This is a genomic window from Bacillus sp. ISL-46, assembly GCF_018613205.1.
Window position 1 is genome coordinate 33,804 of sequence record NZ_JAGGQR010000015.1, and the last position, 16,568, is coordinate 50,371.

Consider the following 16,568-nt stretch of genomic DNA (forward strand, 5'->3'; position numbering starts at 1 on the left):
TCTTAATAATCTGAAGTAGCAGTTTTTCCGTTGACAATGGCGATACTTGAACTGGCCCCGATCCTTGTCGCTCCAGCCTCTATCATTTTTTGGACATCCTCTGTACTTCTAACTCCACCTGAGGCTTTAACACCCAAATCTGGACCGACAGTTTTCCTCATTAAAGCGATGTCTTCCGCTGTCGCTCCTCCAGTTGAAAATCCTGTGGAAGTTTTCACAAAATCTGCACCTGCTTTAACAGCAAGTTCACAGGCGTGAATCTTTTCTTCATTTGTTAACAGACTTGTTTCTATAATAACCTTTGTATGTGCTTTGCCCTTTGCAGCCTCAACCACCGCCCGAATATCTTTTTCCACCAACTCATCGTTATGATCCTTTAATGCCCCTATATTTATGACCATATCCACTTCTTCCGCACCATTTTCTATAGCGTTTTTTGTTTCAAACGCTTTAGTTTCAGAAGTAGTCGCTCCTAACGGGAATCCAATTACGGTACAAACCATCACACCACTGCCTTGTAGCAGTTCTTTAGCTGTGCCTACCCATGTAGGATTTACACACACCGAAGCAAATTTATATTCCTTCGCCTCTTGGCATAAAGATTCAATTTGCTGTCTTGTTGCTTCAGGCTTCAGTAGGGTGTGGTCAATCATTGCAGCAATATTTGTAGCAGCCATTACCATGCTCCCTTCGATGTCCATTCGAATTAATAAAACGCTTCACAGTAGATTAGAATGAAATTTACGGCTGAACATAGTTTAACCTAAATACCACAAAAAAAAGGACCTAAATGGTCCTTATATGGCAGCTTCTTCTTCTATTAACAAATCTGTTTTTGATACGGAATCCTCAATAACTTTCACAAATTGTCCCCGGTTGTATGGGTAGCCTGCTTTGGTAATCTTTACTTTAACAATTTTACCAATCAAATCTTCTGTCCCTGAGAAAACAACTTTCATGTAATTATCAGTATATCCGATTAGGTAACCCAAATTAGCTTCATCCTTAGATACCTCTTCAGGGATCACTTCTACCACTTCATCCTCAAATTGTGAGGCATATTCCTTTGCCAGCTGATCTGAAAGGGAAATTAAGCGGTGAACTCGTTCATTTTTTACTTCTTCATCGACTTGATCTTCCATGCGGGCTGCTGGTGTTCCTGTACGTTTAGAGTAGGGGAATACGTGAAGTTCAGAAAATTTATGGTCATTAATAAAATTAAAAGTTTCCATAAACTCTTCTTCTGTTTCACCTGGGAAACCTACAATTACATCGGAAGTTACTGCTAATCTCGGAAGAACTTCCTTAAGCCGATCCAATCTTTCTCCAAAGAACTCCATCGTATATTTGCGTCGCATTCTTTTTAGAACAGAATTGGAACCAGATTGTAACGGAATATGCAAATGACTGACAACAATAGTTGAATGTTTAATTACTTCAATTACTTCATCCGTAATCTGACTTGCTTCAATGGATGAAATACGTAATCGTTTTAGCCCTATGACTGTTTCCAAGTCACGAAGTAATTGTGCCAGATTGTAATCCTTCATGTCTTCTCCATAACCGCCAGTGTGAATACCAGTCAGAACAATCTCTTGGTAACCAGCATCAACTAATTGTTGGGCTTGACGGATAACTTCCTTGGGATCACGAGATCTCATTAAGCCGCGTGCCCAGGGAATAATACAGAAGGTACAGAAATTGTTACAACCTTCTTGGATTTTTAAAGAGGCACGTGTCCGGTCGGTAAAGGACGGGACATCAAGTTCTTCATAGATACGACTTTTCATGATATTGCCTACACCATTAATCGGCTGGCGTTCAAGCTTATATTGCTCAATATATTCCAGCATTTTAATACGGTCCTGTGTTCCGACCACAACATCCACACCAGGAATAGCCATAATTTCTGCAGGTGATGTTTGCGCATAACAACCTGTTACACAAATTACCGCATCCGGGTTTTTTCTGACTGCGCGACGAATGACCTGTCGGCTTTTTTTGTCGCCGGTATTTGTGACGGTACATGTATTAATAATATAAACGTCCGAAATTGATTCAAAATCAACTCGTTCGTAGCCTTCTTGTTTAAATAATTGCCAAATAGCTTCAGTTTCATAGTGATTAACTTTGCATCCTAATGTATGAAACGCAACTGTTGCCATTATTTTCACCTCATTAATTCAAAATGATAGGAAATAGCCGCTAATACATATAATGGAGCGGTTTCCGTTCGTAGTATTCTTGGGCCTAACCCACAAACTGCAAAATCGTTATTCTTTAATTGCTGTACTTCTGCATCAGATAAACCGCCTTCTGGTCCAAAAACCAAAAGAAGAGAATCACCTTTACTCATTTTATTGAGGGTCGACGCAAAAACGGATGTTTCGCCACTTCTACTCTCTTCTTCAAAAGCAACCAATTTATAATCAAAATCTTTGCTTTTTGAAAGCAATTCTTTAAAGCTAATCGCACTACTAACTTCCGGTAAAAAGGCACGGTGGGATTGCTCAGCAGCTTCTTTTGCTATTTTTTGCCATCTATCTATTTTTTTCGCTGCTTTTTTTTCGTCCCATTTTACAACTGAACGAGCCGCTGAGAATGGGAGAAACTGATGTGCACCCAGTTCTGTTCCTTTTTGAATGATCCATTCCAGCTTGTCTCCCTTGGGTAGTCCGCTAGCAATCGTTATTGAAATCGGAAGCTCTGAGACCTCATCCTTCCATTGTACAACGTCCGCAACAACACTTGTATCGGTAATTTCTGCAAGGGCACATACAGCTTGCTTCCCCTCTGGGTCAACACAAATAATCTGATCACCGAGTTGCATGCGCATAACCTTGACGATATGATGGCGGTCCTCTTCATCAATCAAAAAACGATCACCATTTGCTCGTTGTTTAACAAAGTATCGTTGCACACTTCCTGCACCCTCTCTAAACATTTACAATTTATTTTACTAAAGAAAATCTTGATTTAAAAGTATAGCATGAAAAAAAGGGGTAAGTATCACCCCTTTTTTCAACCATTATAACCTTTTGGCAATGATTGCAACCCAATCTTCCATCAAAATCGTTTCGATAATTTCAAAACCAGCCGCTACTAATGAATCTTTAACCTGATCTTTTTTCTGATTGATAATTCCCGAGGTAATAAAAGATCCGCCAGGTTTGACAACCTTGGCAGCATCCTCAGTAAACCGGAGAATTACTTCAGCTAGTATATTAGCAACCACTACATCAGCAGAATTTTCTTCAACGCCATCGAGCAGATTATTTTGTGCTGTTGTTGCACGATCACTCACTTTATTGAGTTTAATGTTCACTCTCGCAGTTGTTACTGCTACCTCATCAAGGTCAAAGGCACGGACATCTTCTGCACCAAGCATTGCTGCTGCAATACTTAATACGCCCGAACCTGTTCCCACATCAATAACCCGGTCACCAGGACGAACCGTTCTTTCAAGTGCTTGAATACACAAGACAGTTGTCGGATGTGTACCTGTTCCAAATGCCATTCCTGGATCTAATTCAATAATTAATTCATCACTGCTGACCGGGGTATAAATCTCCCAAGTCGGAACAATTGTAAACTTTTCAGAAATTTTCACAGGATGATAATATTTTTTCCATGCTGTTGCCCATTCTTCTTCATTTACTTCACTTATGGTTACTTTATTTTTACCGATATCGATATTGTGAATAATTAAATTATTAATTGATTCTTTAATTGCATCCACCGTTTCGCCTAAAAAGCTGTTAACCGGAAGATAAGCCTTTAATATTACGCCTTCTTCTGGATAATCATCGGGATTGAGTTGATAGATTTCACCAAATTGATCTTCTCTTTCTTTCGTCAGTTCAAATGGATCTTCAATGACTACACCGCTCGCCCCAGCTTCATGCAAAATATGAGAAATAGGTTCAATCGCCTCATTTGTTGTGTGAATACTGATTTCGGACCATTTCACATCTACCAACTCCAATCCTTACTCGCTTTTAAAGGCTCGTTTTACTTTTGAGAAAAAACTTTCTTCGTGTTCACCAATGGGAGAAGAGCCACTAAGCTCTGCGAATTCTTTTAAAAGTTGCTTTTGTTTATCTGTTAGTTTTGTTGGAGTAATGATTCGAACTAGAATATATTGATCTCCAACACCGTATCCGCGGACGTTAGGAACACCTTTTCCTTTTAATCGGAATTTTTTCCCCGTTTGCGTCCCAGCAGGAATTTTCAACTTTACTTTCCCGTGCAATGTAGGTACTTCAATCTCATCACCCAAGGATGCTTGAACAAAAGTGATCGGCATTTCACAATATATATCATCGCCATCTCTTTCAAAAAACTCATGCTGTCTCACATGGAAAACAACATAAAGATCTCCAGCTGGCCCACCGTTAATCCCTGCTTCTCCTTGCCCTGACATGCGAAGCTGCTGTCCATCATCAATACCTGCAGGGATTTTAACATGAATTTTCTTGCGCTTTTGTACTTTTCCTTTACCACCGCATGTTGAGCACTTATGTTTAATTTCTTTCCCGGTACCATTACAGTGATTACATGTACGACGATTTACAATTCTGCCAAATGGAGTGTTTTGCTCCACGTTTAACTGCCCGGTTCCATGACAGTGCTGGCAAGTTTCTGGTTTGGTTCCAGGCTTTGCCCCAGATCCACTGCATGTACCACAGGTTTCTTCACGTGGAATTTCAATATCTGTTTCTTTTCCAAAGGCCGCTTCTTCAAAAGTTACGGTCATCGTATACTGAAGGTCAGCACCTTGTCTTGGTGCGTTCGGATCACGTCTTCTTCCGCCTCCACCGCCGCCAAAAAAGGTATTAAAGATATCTTCAAACCCGCCAAAGCCTCCGCCGAAATCTCCACCGCCGCCAAAGCCTTGGTTTGGATCCGTATGACCAAACTGATCATAATGTGCCTTTTTCTGATCATCGCTTAATATTTCATAAGCTTCAGTTATTTCCTTGAATTTATCCGCCGCATCTGCTTCTTTATTAATATCTGGATGATATTTTTTTGAAAGCTTTCGATAGGCCTTTTTTATTTCATCCTTTGAAGCACTTTTACTAATCCCAAGTACTTCATAGTAATCCCGTTTACTCATGATTACCCACTCCCGAATCTGTCACATAAAGATTATTCTATCATTTTTACCAATGGTATTGCAATAAAAAAGCCAAAGCCCATAGTTCTGACTTTGACTTTTTTCTGAGCTGTAAAAAACTCTTATTTGTCCTCTTTTACTTCTTCAAATTCTGCATCGACAACATCATCTTTACCGGCAGTATTTCCAGCCTCAGGGCCACCCTGTTGTGCTTGCTGCGCAGCAGCTGCTTGCTCATAAAGCTTAACTGTCAAAGCTTGAACGATTTCTTGTAATGCATCCTTTTTCGCACGGATTTCAGTAAGATCGTTTTTCTCAATCGCTTCTTTTAATGCATCCTTCGCTTCATTTGCTTTCGCAACTTCACCTGCATCTACCTTACCTTCAAGGTCTTTTAAGGTTTTTTCTGTTGTAAAGACAAGTTGGTCTGCTTCATTACGAAGTTCCACTTCTTCTTTGCGAAGCTTATCTGCATCTGCGTTTTCTTCTGCTTCACGGACCATTTTTTGGATTTCTTCGTCTGACAGTCCTGTTGAAGACTTGATGGTAATTTGTTGTTCTTTATTTGTACCAAGATCTTTCGCACGAACATTTACAATACCATTCTTATCAATATCAAAGTTTACTTCAATTTGTGGAATTCCACGTGGTGCTGGTGGAATATCTGATAATTGGAATCGTCCTAGAGTCTTGTTATTGGCCGCCATTGGACGTTCCCCTTGTAGAACATGGATGTCAACAGCTGTTTGGTTATCAGCAGCAGTTGAGAAAACCTGCGATTTAGATGTAGGGATTGTTGTATTACGATCAATTAACTTCGTAAAAACGCCGCCCATTGTTTCAATACCAAGGGATAATGGTGTAACGTCAAGCAATACAACGTCTTTTACATCACCAGTAATTACACCGCCTTGAATAGCAGCACCCATTGCTACAACTTCATCTGGGTTAACACCACGATGAGGCTCTTGTCCAGTTGCTTGTTTAATTGCTTCTTGAACAGCTGGAATACGTGTTGAACCACCAACCAGGATCACTTTATCAATTTCTGAAGGAGTTAAACCAGCATCGCTTAATGCTTGACGTGTTGGACCCATTGTCCGCTCTACAAGATGCGCAGATAATTCGTCAAATTTTGCTCTAGTCATCGTTACTTCTAGGTGAAGCGGGCCAGCTGGGCCAGCAGTGATAAACGGTAGTGAAATTTGAGTAGAAGTCACACCAGATAAATCCTTTTTCGCCTTTTCAGCTGCATCTTTTAGGCGCTGTAACGCCATTTTATCTTGAGATAGGTCAATCCCATTTTCTTTCTTGAATTGATCAACGAGGTAATCAATAACGACTTGGTCAAAGTCGTCCCCTCCAAGGCGGTTATCACCAGCAGTTGATTTAACTTGGAATACACCGTCGCCTAATTCAAGGATTGAAACGTCAAATGTTCCACCGCCAAGGTCATAAACAAGGATTGTTTGATCTTGATCCGTTTTGTCTAATCCGTATGCAAGAGCAGCAGCAGTTGGCTCGTTGATAATACGCTCTACTTCAAGACCAGCAATTTTCCCAGCATCCTTTGTAGCTTGGCGTTCTGCATCATTAAAGTACGCAGGAACTGTAATAACAGCCTTGGTAACTGGTTCGCCTAGATAATCTTCTGCATAAGATTTTAAATATTGAAGAATAATGGCAGACAGTTCTTGTGGTGTGTACTCTTTGCCTTCAATCTCCACTTTATAATTTGTGCCCATATGGCGTTTAATCGACATAATTGTATTTGGGTTTGTAATTGCTTGGCGTTTTGCTACTTCCCCAACTTGGCGTTCCCCATTTTTAAAAGCAATAACTGAAGGAGCCGTACGATTGCCTTCTGGATTTGGAATAACCTTAGGTTCGCCACCTTCAAGGACAGCAACACAAGAGTTGGTTGTACCAAGGTCAATACCGATAATTTTACTCATTTCCTTTTCCTCCTAAAAAAATATGTAGTTTTATTGATTTACTTTCACCATTGCTGGGCGAATGACACGATCCTTTAACATATAACCTTTTTGAAATTCATCCGTCACAATGTTAGAGCCATAGTTCTCGTCCTCACCCTGCATTACAGCCTGATGCTGATGCGGATCAAACTCTTTGCCTACCGATTCAATAGGTTCAACACCTTCAATTTTCAAGGCATCCAGCAAACTACGGTAAACCATGTCCATCCCTTGCAGAAGTGTCTTTGTTTGTTCATTATCTGCTTCAACTTTCATTGCTCTTTCAAAGTTGTCTATTGCAGGCAGTAAATCTGTAATTAATTTTTGTGCTCTATATTTTTGGCTCGCTTCTAGATCTAATCTAGTACGCCTCCGGAAATTATCAAAATCTGCTTGAAGTCGTAGATATCGATTATCTGATTCCTCTAATTTTGCCTTCAGCAATTGAATTTCTTGTTCCTTTTCATCAACTTGAAGGACATCCACTTTTTCTGTTGTACCATCCTCTTCAAAAACAGTCTCAACCGTTTTTTCATCGGTAAGTTCAACATTATCAGTATTTTCAATCTCAACTTCTTCATTTATCGTGTTACTATTCTCATTTGTCAACTTACTCACCTCCCTTAAAGCATTTGCACCCATTTATATTAAAATTCATATTCACAAGAAAGGGGATGAAATAAACGATTTTTCACCCTTACTCAATATTTCCAGTGCTATTTATTTTGATACAACTTTGTTAAAACAGCCGTTAAATCCTTACTAAAAAATTGTAATAAGCTAATGACTCGAGAATATTCCATTCTTGTAGGACCAAGGATGGCAATCGTTCCTAAATTTTCAGCCCCTGCTGAATAGGTAGCTGTTATTAGGCTGCAATTATCCATGACACTATTATTATTTTCTCTGCCAATTTTGACGTGAATACCCGCTGAATCATTTCTGATTAAGTTATAGATCCACTCTTCTTGGTCAATCATTGTTAGAAGGCTGCGGAGTTTTGCTACATCATGAAACTCTGGCTGGCTTAACATATTTGTTTTTCCACCAAAGAAAAGTTTTTCATTGCTAGGCATTTTTAATGAATCAGCGATCGTATGCAGCATTAGATCATAATTATGGATATGCTGCCTTAAGAGCATGGCAACTTCCTTATAAATTTTATCATTTAAGTCTTCAAGAGGAACTCCCGCTAAACGATCATTCAAGATATTTACTGTTTTTTCTAAATCACTTGCATCCACGGAGGGCGGTAAAGAAAAGGTCCTGTTTTCAACATGGCCCGTATCTGTTACAAAAATAGCCACCGCGGTTTCTTTATTTAATGGGATGATTTGAATTCTTTTCAACTTATTAATACTTACTGCAGGACCAAGGACAATCGATGTGTAATTGGTTAGTTCCGATAATATTTTTGCTGATCTCTGAATAATTTTTTCGAACTCGAAAAGTTTCTCAGCAAAAATCGACTGAATAATGGATACATCATGCTGATTTAACACCTGTGGAGACAGGAGATGATCAACATAATACCGATAACCTTTTTCCGATGGGACACGCCCTGAAGAGGTATGTGTCTTTTCAATATATCCCAACTCTTCAAGGTCGGACATTTCATTGCGAATAGTTGCCGAACTAAAAGAGATTTCCTCTTTTTTCGACAAGCTTCTTGAGCCGACAGGTTGGGCAGATCGAATAAAGTCATCAACAATAACCTGAAGAATTAACAATTGACGATCTGTTAACAACATTCATCACCTCTGTTAGCACTCCTAGTTACCGAGTGCTAATTATATTAATAAATTATCAAAAAAGGGGGGATGGTGTCAATCAAAAAGAAACATAGACGAGCTGAAGTAAGACTGTTAATAAAATCCAATGGTTATCTTAAAAATGCCTGAAAAACTTCATTTCCTAACAACCGGCCCTTTTTTGTTAAAAATATATGATCTTTCCCCACTTCTAACCACTGTTTAGCAGTTAATTCCGCAATCTCTTTTTCGAATAACTGAAGTGGATCAACAGCAAACTTTTCAATAAAGTGACGGACCGATACCCCGGCTGTTTTGCGTAAACCTAAGAACATTTCTTCTTCCATTTGTTCTACTTTTGTGGTCTGATGTTCCTCAATAACAGGGAGTATACCATTATTAATTTGGTCCATATATCTTTTTAACGGACCTGTATTTGAACGTCTTATCCCATTTAAATAACTATGTGCCCCCGCTCCAAACCCATAATAGGATTCGTTATTCCAATAGGTTAAGTTATGCCTGCTTTCAAAACCAGGTTTGGAGAAATTACTAATTTCATATTGGTTAAAGCCATGCTTTTCCATTTCTTCCATTAGTAATTCATACATGGCTGCTTCCACATCCTCACCAGGAGTTGGCAGCTTTCCTTTTTTCAGTAAGTTATAAAAGACCGTTTTCGGTTCAATGATTAAGGAATAGGCTGAGTAATGTGAGATATCAAGGGAATAAGCTTCTGTTAACGACTCTTTAAAATCATTTATCGTTTGTGACGGTAAACTGAAGATCAGATCGATGCTGATATTTTCAAAGCCTATAGATTTCGCGTTATCAATTGTTTGATAAACATCTTTCGCTTTATGAACGCGACCGATTTTTTTTAGTAATTCCTCATTAAAGGTTTGCACACCAAGGCTAAGACGATTTACACCTGCATCTTTTAATATTTGTAATTTTTCCTTTGTTAAATCACCTGGGTTCGCTTCAAAGGTAAATTCCAACTGCTTGCTCTTGGGTAAATTCCTGTTAATACTCTCGCAAAAACGATCCAGTTGCTGCGCATTTAACGATGTCGGGGTACCTCCACCGACAAATATCGTTTGCAGATCACCTGTGGGAAAATGGTTAACCGTCATTTTCATTTCTTGATCAAGTGTATTTAAATAGTCATCTACCGGCTGTCCCTTAAGAAATACTTTATTAAAATCACAATAATGGCAAATATGTTCGCAAAAGGGGATATGGAGATAAGCAGATTTAATCATTTCTTTCACTTCCTCTGTTCTTGTAACAAAAAGAGGCTAGAATTCGCCCGAAAAAATGGCTTGTCCTAACCTCCCGCTAGTTTATTTTTTTGTATTGTTATCATCCATTTTCAAGACAGCCATGAATGCTTCTTGTGGTACTTCAACGGATCCAACCTGTTTCATCCGCTTCTTACCTTCTTTTTGCTTTTCTAACAATTTACGTTTACGAGAGATATCTCCACCATAACATTTTGCTAATACGTTTTTACGCATGGCTTTAATTGTGGAACGAGCAACAATTTTTTGACCAATTGCAGCCTGAATAGGAACCTCAAACTGTTGTCGTGGAATAAGTTCTTTCAGCTTTTCGACGATGATTTTTCCGCGTTCATACGCAAAATCTTTATGGACAATAAAGCTGAGTGCATCGACCTTTTCAGCATTTAACAATATGTCCATTTTAACCAGACTCGAAGGCTTATAACCAATTAGTTCGTAATCAAAGGATGCATATCCTCTTGTGCTTGATTTTAATTGATCAAAGAAATCGTAAACAATTTCCGCTAATGGCATCTCATAGATGATACTCACCCTATTTTCAGCCAGGTATTCCATCGTAACAAAAATCCCGCGTTTAAGTTGGCACAGCTCCATAATAGTTCCTACATAATCATTCGGAGCCATCATTGTTGCTTTTACATATGGCTCTTCCACACGGTCTATTTTTTGCGGATCTGGTAAATCCGATGGATTATCCACCTTTATTTCAGAACCATCTGTCATGTGAACGTGATAGATAACACTTGGTGCAGTCGTAATTAAGTCGATTTTGAATTCACGTTCAATCCGTTCTTGAATGATTTCCATATGAAGAAGTCCTAAAAATCCACAACGGAAACCGAATCCAAGTGCTTGCGATGTTTCAGGTTCAAATTGAAGTGATGAATCATTCAACTGCAGCTTTTCAAGCGCTTCACGCAGGTCATTAAATTTCGCTGTATCAATTGGATATAACCCGCAATAAACCATTGGGTTGAGTTTGCGGTAACCAGGAAGGGCTTCTGTTGCCCCATTTTTCGCATTTGTAATCGTATCACCGACGCGAGTGTCACCGACATTTTTAATCGATGCAGATAAAAAGCCAACATCTCCGACGGTTAACTCATCAAGCAACGTCGCTTTTGGTGTAAATACACCTACCTCATTCACTTCAAATTCTTTCCCAGTAGCCATCATTCTTACTTTGTCGCCAACTTTAACAGTTCCTTCGACAACACGGATGTAGGCAACAACACCACGATAGGCATCATAGAGGGAATCGAAAATCAGCGCTTTTAATGGTGCTTCCGGATCTCCGGTTGGTGCCGGAACTTTTTGCACAACCTGTTCAAGGATTTCTTCGATCCCGATACCTGCTTTAGCTGAAGCTAACACAGCTTCTGAAGCATCCAAGCCGATGACTTCCTCAATTTCACCGCGGACTCGTTCGGGGTCCGCACTAGGTAAGTCGATTTTATTGATGACTGGTAATATTTCAAGGTCGTTATCAAGGGCAAGGTAAACGTTCGCTAGTGTCTGTGCTTCAATTCCTTGTGCAGCGTCAACGACTAAAACAGCCCCTTCACAGGCTGCAAGGCTCCTTGATACCTCATACGTAAAATCGACATGTCCCGGTGTATCAATTAAATGGAAAATATATTCTTCTCCATCTTTTGCTTTGTATTTTAACTGGACGGCATTTAACTTAATGGTAATCCCGCGTTCTCTTTCAAGGTCCATGGAATCTAATAGCTGGTCTTTCATTTCCCGAGAGGTTAAGGCATTGGTTTTTTCCAAAATACGGTCAGCCAATGTTGATTTCCCATGATCGATATGGGCAATTATCGAGAAATTTCTAATTTTTGATTGTCGTTTAAGTCTTTCATTATTGTTCACGGTATTTCACTCCTACTATACTCGCACATATACACTATTTTGAATTATATCAATAGGATTAACAAGATTCAATGGAAACTCTAATAAGATTATTTCCTGAAATAAAATAGCGGCACCCAAAAGGTGCCACTTACACGTTTTAATCAGCTATGAGATCAACTATTTTTTCGGAGGCACCTGATATCCCTTCAGACATCTTCTTTCCCATCGAAGAGAAAAAATTATAAGCACTTATTTCTTCGAGTTTCTTCTTCTTTGCCTCAAGATCATGGCTTGAGATATCATTCCCCAGAAAGGTAGCCCTTAGGTCACTGCCCGTTTCATTTAAACTGACAGCATTTTGAAAATTGGGATCATCATAGCCTTTCATTTTATGAATACCATCATTAGCTAATTGCATTCCTACTAAAACAGAGATTAACATGAGAGTGCTTAAGCATAAGCTTTTTAACATGAACATCTTCATAAAAAATGCTCCCTTACATCTATTGTTTATTGGTTGATTGCTCAACATTCTGGTTAACTTTTTCAGCCTGCCAGTAAAATTCACTAAATACATCAGCAAGCGCGTCAGCCGACCGATTTAATTCTTCAAATGTATTATCAACACCACCAAATTCAATTAAGATTGCATTATTGGAAAGGTTTTGGTTGTAGATACTATTAGACCCAGCTTCATTTTTAATGATTACTCCCCTGCTTAAACCCTTATATTTTTTTTGCAGTTGATTGTGGAGTTCAGTTGCTAGTTTTGCATTCTTTTCATAATTTGGGTTTTTGCCACCGATTACAAACGCAAGCTTTGCAAAGGACTTTCCATTAATGCTAACTGTTGTTTGGTTCTTGCGGCGTGAATCTCTATGAATATCAATAAAATAATCTAAATCACGGTTTGATGCCATGGCTGCTTGAACAACCGGGCGAGATTCCTGGTACGATTTTGGGTAACCTAAACCTTTTTTATTTAAGTTCGCCTGTATATCAGTTTTATCAATAAAAGTACCGATTCCTCGATCCTCTAAGCTCGTTTTTAATTGATCGCCAATTTTGGTGACGTTAATTTGTGAATGGTAAGCTTTATCAGGATCTGTCACACCTTTGAGATAGGGTAAATAAGATTCCCGCGTATGTGTAAAATAAACATATACAACCTTGTGATTCCCTGTTGTTTGTCCCGGTGTTGAAGGGGGCTTTTCACCCGATGGCTTCTCGATACCTTCTAAATTTTGCAAAGCAGCCTCCCTCTCTGCTTTCATAATTTCGATAGGAGGTGCAGATTCAATTGGCATATTGGTGTAATTAGTACCCTCTCCAGCCACAAGAATTTTCCCATCAAATTGAAAGAATCCAGGAAGCTCTCTGCCAAGCAGGCTTCGGGGATCATTTAAATTTATATTGCTTGATAGCTTAAATACTAAGTTGGTTAATTTAGGAGTTGCTGTCCAGTCTTGTCCAACTGATAAAAAATGATGGTTTTCCCAGCCCATTAATTGATAAAGCAATTCTCCATTCACATTTGTTGCAGCCTGATTTACTGAAGATGACATAGGCCGATATTGTGGCTTTAACGAGGTTAATAATCCACTAATAGAGAAAATCAATATCATAAATATTAACAGTAATCCAGCGGCTTTTAGTAAACTTGATCCTTGTACCATAACAAACGTTCCTGAATTTCTAGCTTTCATGGTTCCACCTCGCAAATCGGATTCTAGTAAATGTTATGAAGATACTAGAATCGATAGAACCACTAGTTATATTTTCGAGGCACTTCCTGTAAAACATAGATTTCGAAAGTACCTCTAAAAATTCTTCTATTTTGTATAATACCCAGCATTCTCTTGGTCAACTGCACTATGAAGCGAGGAATTCAATCCGTTCGCAATCAAATTAGCCATATCTTCAATAAAAACGTCTACTTCCTTTGGAGTGACCATTAAATTATGACCAATCGGCGATAACACCTCATAAATCAATTTTCTTTTTTCATCATCCTCTAGTGTACCAATCATCCCAAGAAACGTCTTACGGTGCTTTTCCTCAGGTAAATCCTCTTCGGTCAATTTTCGCTTTTCTCCGAAACTCATTCCTGCTGGTGCAAGTGCCCTCGAAGGCCGATTTCCTTCACGAAGTTCTTTCCCAAAATGCTTGAGAATAAAATCAATCGTATCACTTGTAATGGAGACGGCATCGACAACGGTCGGAACTCCAATCGCAATGACAGGAATACCCAAGGTTTCCTTACTCAGTTCTTTTCTTTTATTACCGACACCGGAACCAGGATGAATGCCTGTATCAGAGATTTGGATCGTCGAATTCACTCTTTCAATCGATCGTGATGCTAGTGCATCAATGGCAATCACAAAATCAGGTTTTGTTTTTTCAACAACTCCAAATATGATATCACTTGTCTCAATCCCGGTTAAACCCATAACACCAGGTGATAGTGCACTTACGGATCGATAGCCTTCTTCGACATTTTCCGGCTGAAGCTGAAAAAGATGACGTGTAACCAACAAGTTTTCACATACCATGGGTCCAAGTGCGTCTGGGGTTACATTCCAATTTCCGAGCCCAACAACAAGACATGAGTCCGTTTTTTTAATCCCAGTTCCCTCCAAAAAGTAAGCAAACTCTCTAGCGAAAATTTCTTCCACCTTTTGCTGTACCTCTGTATTTTGCTGGCGAATCCCTTGTACTTCCACCGTTAAATATCTACCAGCCTTTTTGCCAAGCTGTTGTTCACCTTGTTTGGTCACTTCAACTAATGAAATCTTTATGTCATCAACATCTTTTTCCTTAATAATCACGCCTTCAATTTGTGAAAGATCTTTCTCTTGCCCGACAGTTCCTTTCTGCTGTGTAAGGACCATTTCCCTTGCTTCAATTGCCAAATCCGTTCGAACGGAGTACTGACTTAAGTCAATCGACTCACCCATTATTATTCACTCCCATCAAAATTTTCCTAAAATCTAGAAACTATTCCCTATTTTTGCCCTTTCCGGCATAAATCATGCAAATGATATTCTTCTTCGTAGAAACAAGTATTGCAATATAGGCTTCCATTTGATAAAATATTTCATGTTCTGAATTATTTTTTATGAATGTTAAGTCGAGTTCATATAGTGTCTCGATTCTTTGTAGGAGGTGAAAGTAATGCCTAATATTAAATCTGCTATTAAGCGTGTAAAAACAAGCGAAGCTCGTAATGCTCAAAATACAACTGCGAAATCTGCAATGCGTACTGCTGTTAAGAAAGTAGAAGCTGCTATTTCTACTAACGACGGTGCTGCTGCTAAAGAAGTATTTGCAACTGCTGCTAGTAAATTAGACAAGGCTGCTGCAAAAGGTCTTATCCACAAAAATGCTGCTGCTCGTAAAAAATCCCGTCTAATGAAAAAAACTAACGCTCTATAATTGAGTGTAAAAAAACGATTCCCTTTAACAGGAATCGTTTTTTTATTTCTTCAAATGAAATAGAAACATCTCAATCAATAAAGATTTATTCATGCCGCCTGTTTTCATTTGGTAGTCCGCCTCAGCAAGGAGGTCAATTATATTGGCCAATTCTTCATCTGTAAATTTAGGAGCTTGACCGAGAGCAAGTTTGACTCGGAATGGGTGTGTTTTCAAGAAACCTGCTATTTGCTGCTGTCCATATCCTCTTCTCGAGAGCTCCTTCACTTGATAAATTAACCTAAATTGTCCTGCCAACAATGCCAGAATCTTAATCGGCTCTTCATTTTGTTTTAACAAATCATAATAAATTCTTAAGGCTTCATCGAGTTTTCGCTGAACCACTTTTTCAATGAGCGTAAAAATATTTTGCTCAAGTGAACGAGCAACTAATTTTTCCACTAAACTGACATCAATTTTTTTTTCATCTGCAGCGTATAATGCTAATTTGTCCACTTCACTGGTAATCATAAACATATTTGTTCCAACCAAAGCGAGCAATTGTTCAATAGCATCAGGTTCGAATTCAATCCCACTTCTTTTCGCCCTGCTCTTTACCCAGTTCCGTAAATCATGTTCATTTAACTTTTTGGCTTCGACTATTTCAGCATTTCTTTTTAATTCTTTCGTTATTTTTTTCCGTTCATCCAATTTTTCATATGGTGCCGAAATAACTAAGACTGAGTAGGGTGCCGGCTCTTTTAAATACATTTCGAACCTAGAAAAATTATGATCAATCTTTTCTTTTGATTTTTCAGCCGTTAAAAAAGCAGGATTATGTAAAAAGATAACTTTCCTTTCACCTAAAAAAGGAAAAGTTTCCGCATCTTCGATTGCAACCTCAATTGGCGTTTCCTCTAAATCATAGCTTGCAAAATTAAAATCCTTTTCTTCTTCGTTTAAAATATGGTTAAGTAATAATTGCTTTGTTTCATTTATTAAGAATGTCTCTGTTCCAAATAATAAATAAATAGGAGCAATTTCCTTTTGTTTAATTTTTCTCCAAATATCCACTACCATTTGTCAGCGCTCCCCTTCTCCCACTCATATATATGGTAAAGAAGCTTGGACAATTTGACAAGCA

15 protein-coding genes are annotated in these 16,568 nt (G+C 38.7%); 1 reads left to right on the forward strand and 14 read right to left on the reverse strand.

Annotated elements, in window-relative coordinates:
* Window positions 1–2: 2 nt before the first annotated feature.
* The 13 genes from deoC to gpr form a co-directional block, all read right to left on the reverse strand.
* Window positions 3–677: a deoxyribose-phosphate aldolase gene (gene deoC / locus J7E67_RS09840; RefSeq protein WP_214731538.1), complete on the reverse strand. Its 675-nt coding sequence runs from the start codon at window positions 675–677 to the stop codon at window positions 3–5.
* Window positions 678–797: 120 nt separating this feature from the next.
* Window positions 798–2,165: a tRNA (N(6)-L-threonylcarbamoyladenosine(37)-C(2))-methylthiotransferase MtaB gene (gene mtaB / locus J7E67_RS09845; protein WP_214731540.1), complete on the reverse strand. Its 1,368-nt coding sequence runs from the start codon at window positions 2,163–2,165 to the stop codon at window positions 798–800.
* 5 nt (window positions 2,166–2,170) lie between these two features.
* Entirely contained in the window at window positions 2,171–2,920 is a 750-nt protein-coding gene (locus tag J7E67_RS09850) for a 16S rRNA (uracil(1498)-N(3))-methyltransferase (protein WP_214731542.1), read from the reverse strand.
* Between the two features lie 108 nt (window positions 2,921–3,028).
* Window positions 3,029–3,970, reverse strand: a complete 942-nt coding sequence (gene prmA, locus J7E67_RS09855) for a 50S ribosomal protein L11 methyltransferase (protein WP_168245124.1) — start codon at window positions 3,968–3,970, stop codon at window positions 3,029–3,031.
* Window positions 3,971–3,988: 18 nt separating this feature from the next.
* Window positions 3,989–5,119: a molecular chaperone DnaJ gene (gene dnaJ / locus J7E67_RS09860; protein WP_214731544.1), complete on the reverse strand. Its 1,131-nt coding sequence runs from the start codon at window positions 5,117–5,119 to the stop codon at window positions 3,989–3,991.
* A 122-nt stretch (window positions 5,120–5,241) separates the two neighbouring features.
* The gene (gene dnaK, locus J7E67_RS09865) at window positions 5,242–7,074 is read right to left on the reverse strand and encodes a molecular chaperone DnaK (protein WP_214731546.1); all 1,833 of its coding nucleotides are present in this window, start codon (window positions 7,072–7,074) and stop codon (window positions 5,242–5,244) included.
* Between the two features lie 30 nt (window positions 7,075–7,104).
* Window positions 7,105–7,704, reverse strand: a complete 600-nt coding sequence (grpE, locus tag J7E67_RS09870) for a nucleotide exchange factor GrpE (protein WP_251026682.1) — start codon at window positions 7,702–7,704, stop codon at window positions 7,105–7,107.
* A gap of 107 nt (window positions 7,705–7,811) precedes the next feature.
* Window positions 7,812–8,843, reverse strand: a complete 1,032-nt coding sequence (hrcA, locus tag J7E67_RS09875; protein ID WP_214731941.1) for a heat-inducible transcriptional repressor HrcA — start codon at window positions 8,841–8,843, stop codon at window positions 7,812–7,814.
* A gap of 134 nt (window positions 8,844–8,977) precedes the next feature.
* Window positions 8,978–10,111 (reverse strand): radical SAM family heme chaperone HemW, encoded by a 1,134-nt coding sequence (hemW, locus tag J7E67_RS09880; protein ID WP_214731550.1) that lies wholly within the window; start codon window positions 10,109–10,111, stop codon window positions 8,978–8,980.
* An 81-nt stretch (window positions 10,112–10,192) separates the two neighbouring features.
* Entirely contained in the window at window positions 10,193–12,028 is a 1,836-nt protein-coding gene (gene lepA / locus J7E67_RS09885) for a translation elongation factor 4 (RefSeq protein ID WP_214731552.1), read from the reverse strand.
* A gap of 139 nt (window positions 12,029–12,167) precedes the next feature.
* The gene (locus tag J7E67_RS09890; protein WP_214731553.1) at window positions 12,168–12,494 is read right to left on the reverse strand and encodes a DUF3679 domain-containing protein; all 327 of its coding nucleotides are present in this window, start codon (window positions 12,492–12,494) and stop codon (window positions 12,168–12,170) included.
* Window positions 12,495–12,513: 19 nt separating this feature from the next.
* On the reverse strand, window positions 12,514–13,716 hold the full coding sequence (gene spoIIP, locus J7E67_RS09895) for a stage II sporulation protein P (RefSeq protein ID WP_214731555.1): 1,203 nt from the start codon (window positions 13,714–13,716) through the stop codon (window positions 12,514–12,516).
* A 126-nt stretch (window positions 13,717–13,842) separates the two neighbouring features.
* Window positions 13,843–14,967: a GPR endopeptidase gene (gene gpr / locus J7E67_RS09900; RefSeq protein ID WP_214731558.1), complete on the reverse strand. Its 1,125-nt coding sequence runs from the start codon at window positions 14,965–14,967 to the stop codon at window positions 13,843–13,845.
* 217 nt (window positions 14,968–15,184) lie between these two features.
* Here gpr and rpsT point away from each other — a divergent pair, with 217 nt between their 5' ends.
* The gene (rpsT, locus tag J7E67_RS09905) at window positions 15,185–15,445 is read left to right on the forward strand and encodes a 30S ribosomal protein S20 (RefSeq protein WP_088089041.1); all 261 of its coding nucleotides are present in this window, start codon (window positions 15,185–15,187) and stop codon (window positions 15,443–15,445) included.
* 42 nt (window positions 15,446–15,487) lie between these two features.
* On the opposite strand, the gene holA is transcribed toward rpsT, so the two are convergent.
* A complete protein-coding gene (gene holA / locus J7E67_RS09910) occupies window positions 15,488–16,504 on the reverse strand; it encodes a DNA polymerase III subunit delta (protein ID WP_214731562.1) in 1,017 nt (338 codons plus the stop codon).
* Window positions 16,505–16,568 lie beyond the last annotated feature (64 nt).

Coding starts and splice junctions, on each gene's coding strand:
- deoC (WP_214731538.1), bottom strand. CDS start 677: ATGGCTGCTACAAATATTGCTGCAATGATTGACCACACCCTACTGAAG.
- mtaB (WP_214731540.1), bottom strand. CDS start 2,165: ATGGCAACAGTTGCGTTTCATACATTAGGATGCAAAGTTAATCACTAT.
- dnaJ (WP_214731544.1), bottom strand. CDS start 5,119: ATGAGTAAACGGGATTACTATGAAGTACTTGGGATTAGTAAAAGTGCT.
- dnaK (WP_214731546.1), bottom strand. CDS start 7,074: ATGAGTAAAATTATCGGTATTGACCTTGGTACAACCAACTCTTGTGTT.
- hemW (WP_214731550.1), bottom strand. CDS start 10,111: ATGATTAAATCTGCTTATCTCCATATCCCCTTTTGCGAACATATTTGC.
- J7E67_RS09890 (WP_214731553.1), bottom strand. CDS start 12,494: ATGAAGATGTTCATGTTAAAAAGCTTATGCTTAAGCACTCTCATGTTA.
- spoIIP (WP_214731555.1), bottom strand. CDS start 13,716: ATGAAAGCTAGAAATTCAGGAACGTTTGTTATGGTACAAGGATCAAGT.
- gpr (WP_214731558.1), bottom strand. CDS start 14,967: ATGGGTGAGTCGATTGACTTAAGTCAGTACTCCGTTCGAACGGATTTG.
- rpsT (WP_088089041.1), top strand. CDS start 15,185: ATGCCTAATATTAAATCTGCTATTAAGCGTGTAAAAACAAGCGAAGCT.
- holA (WP_214731562.1), bottom strand. CDS start 16,504: ATGGTAGTGGATATTTGGAGAAAAATTAAACAAAAGGAAATTGCTCCT.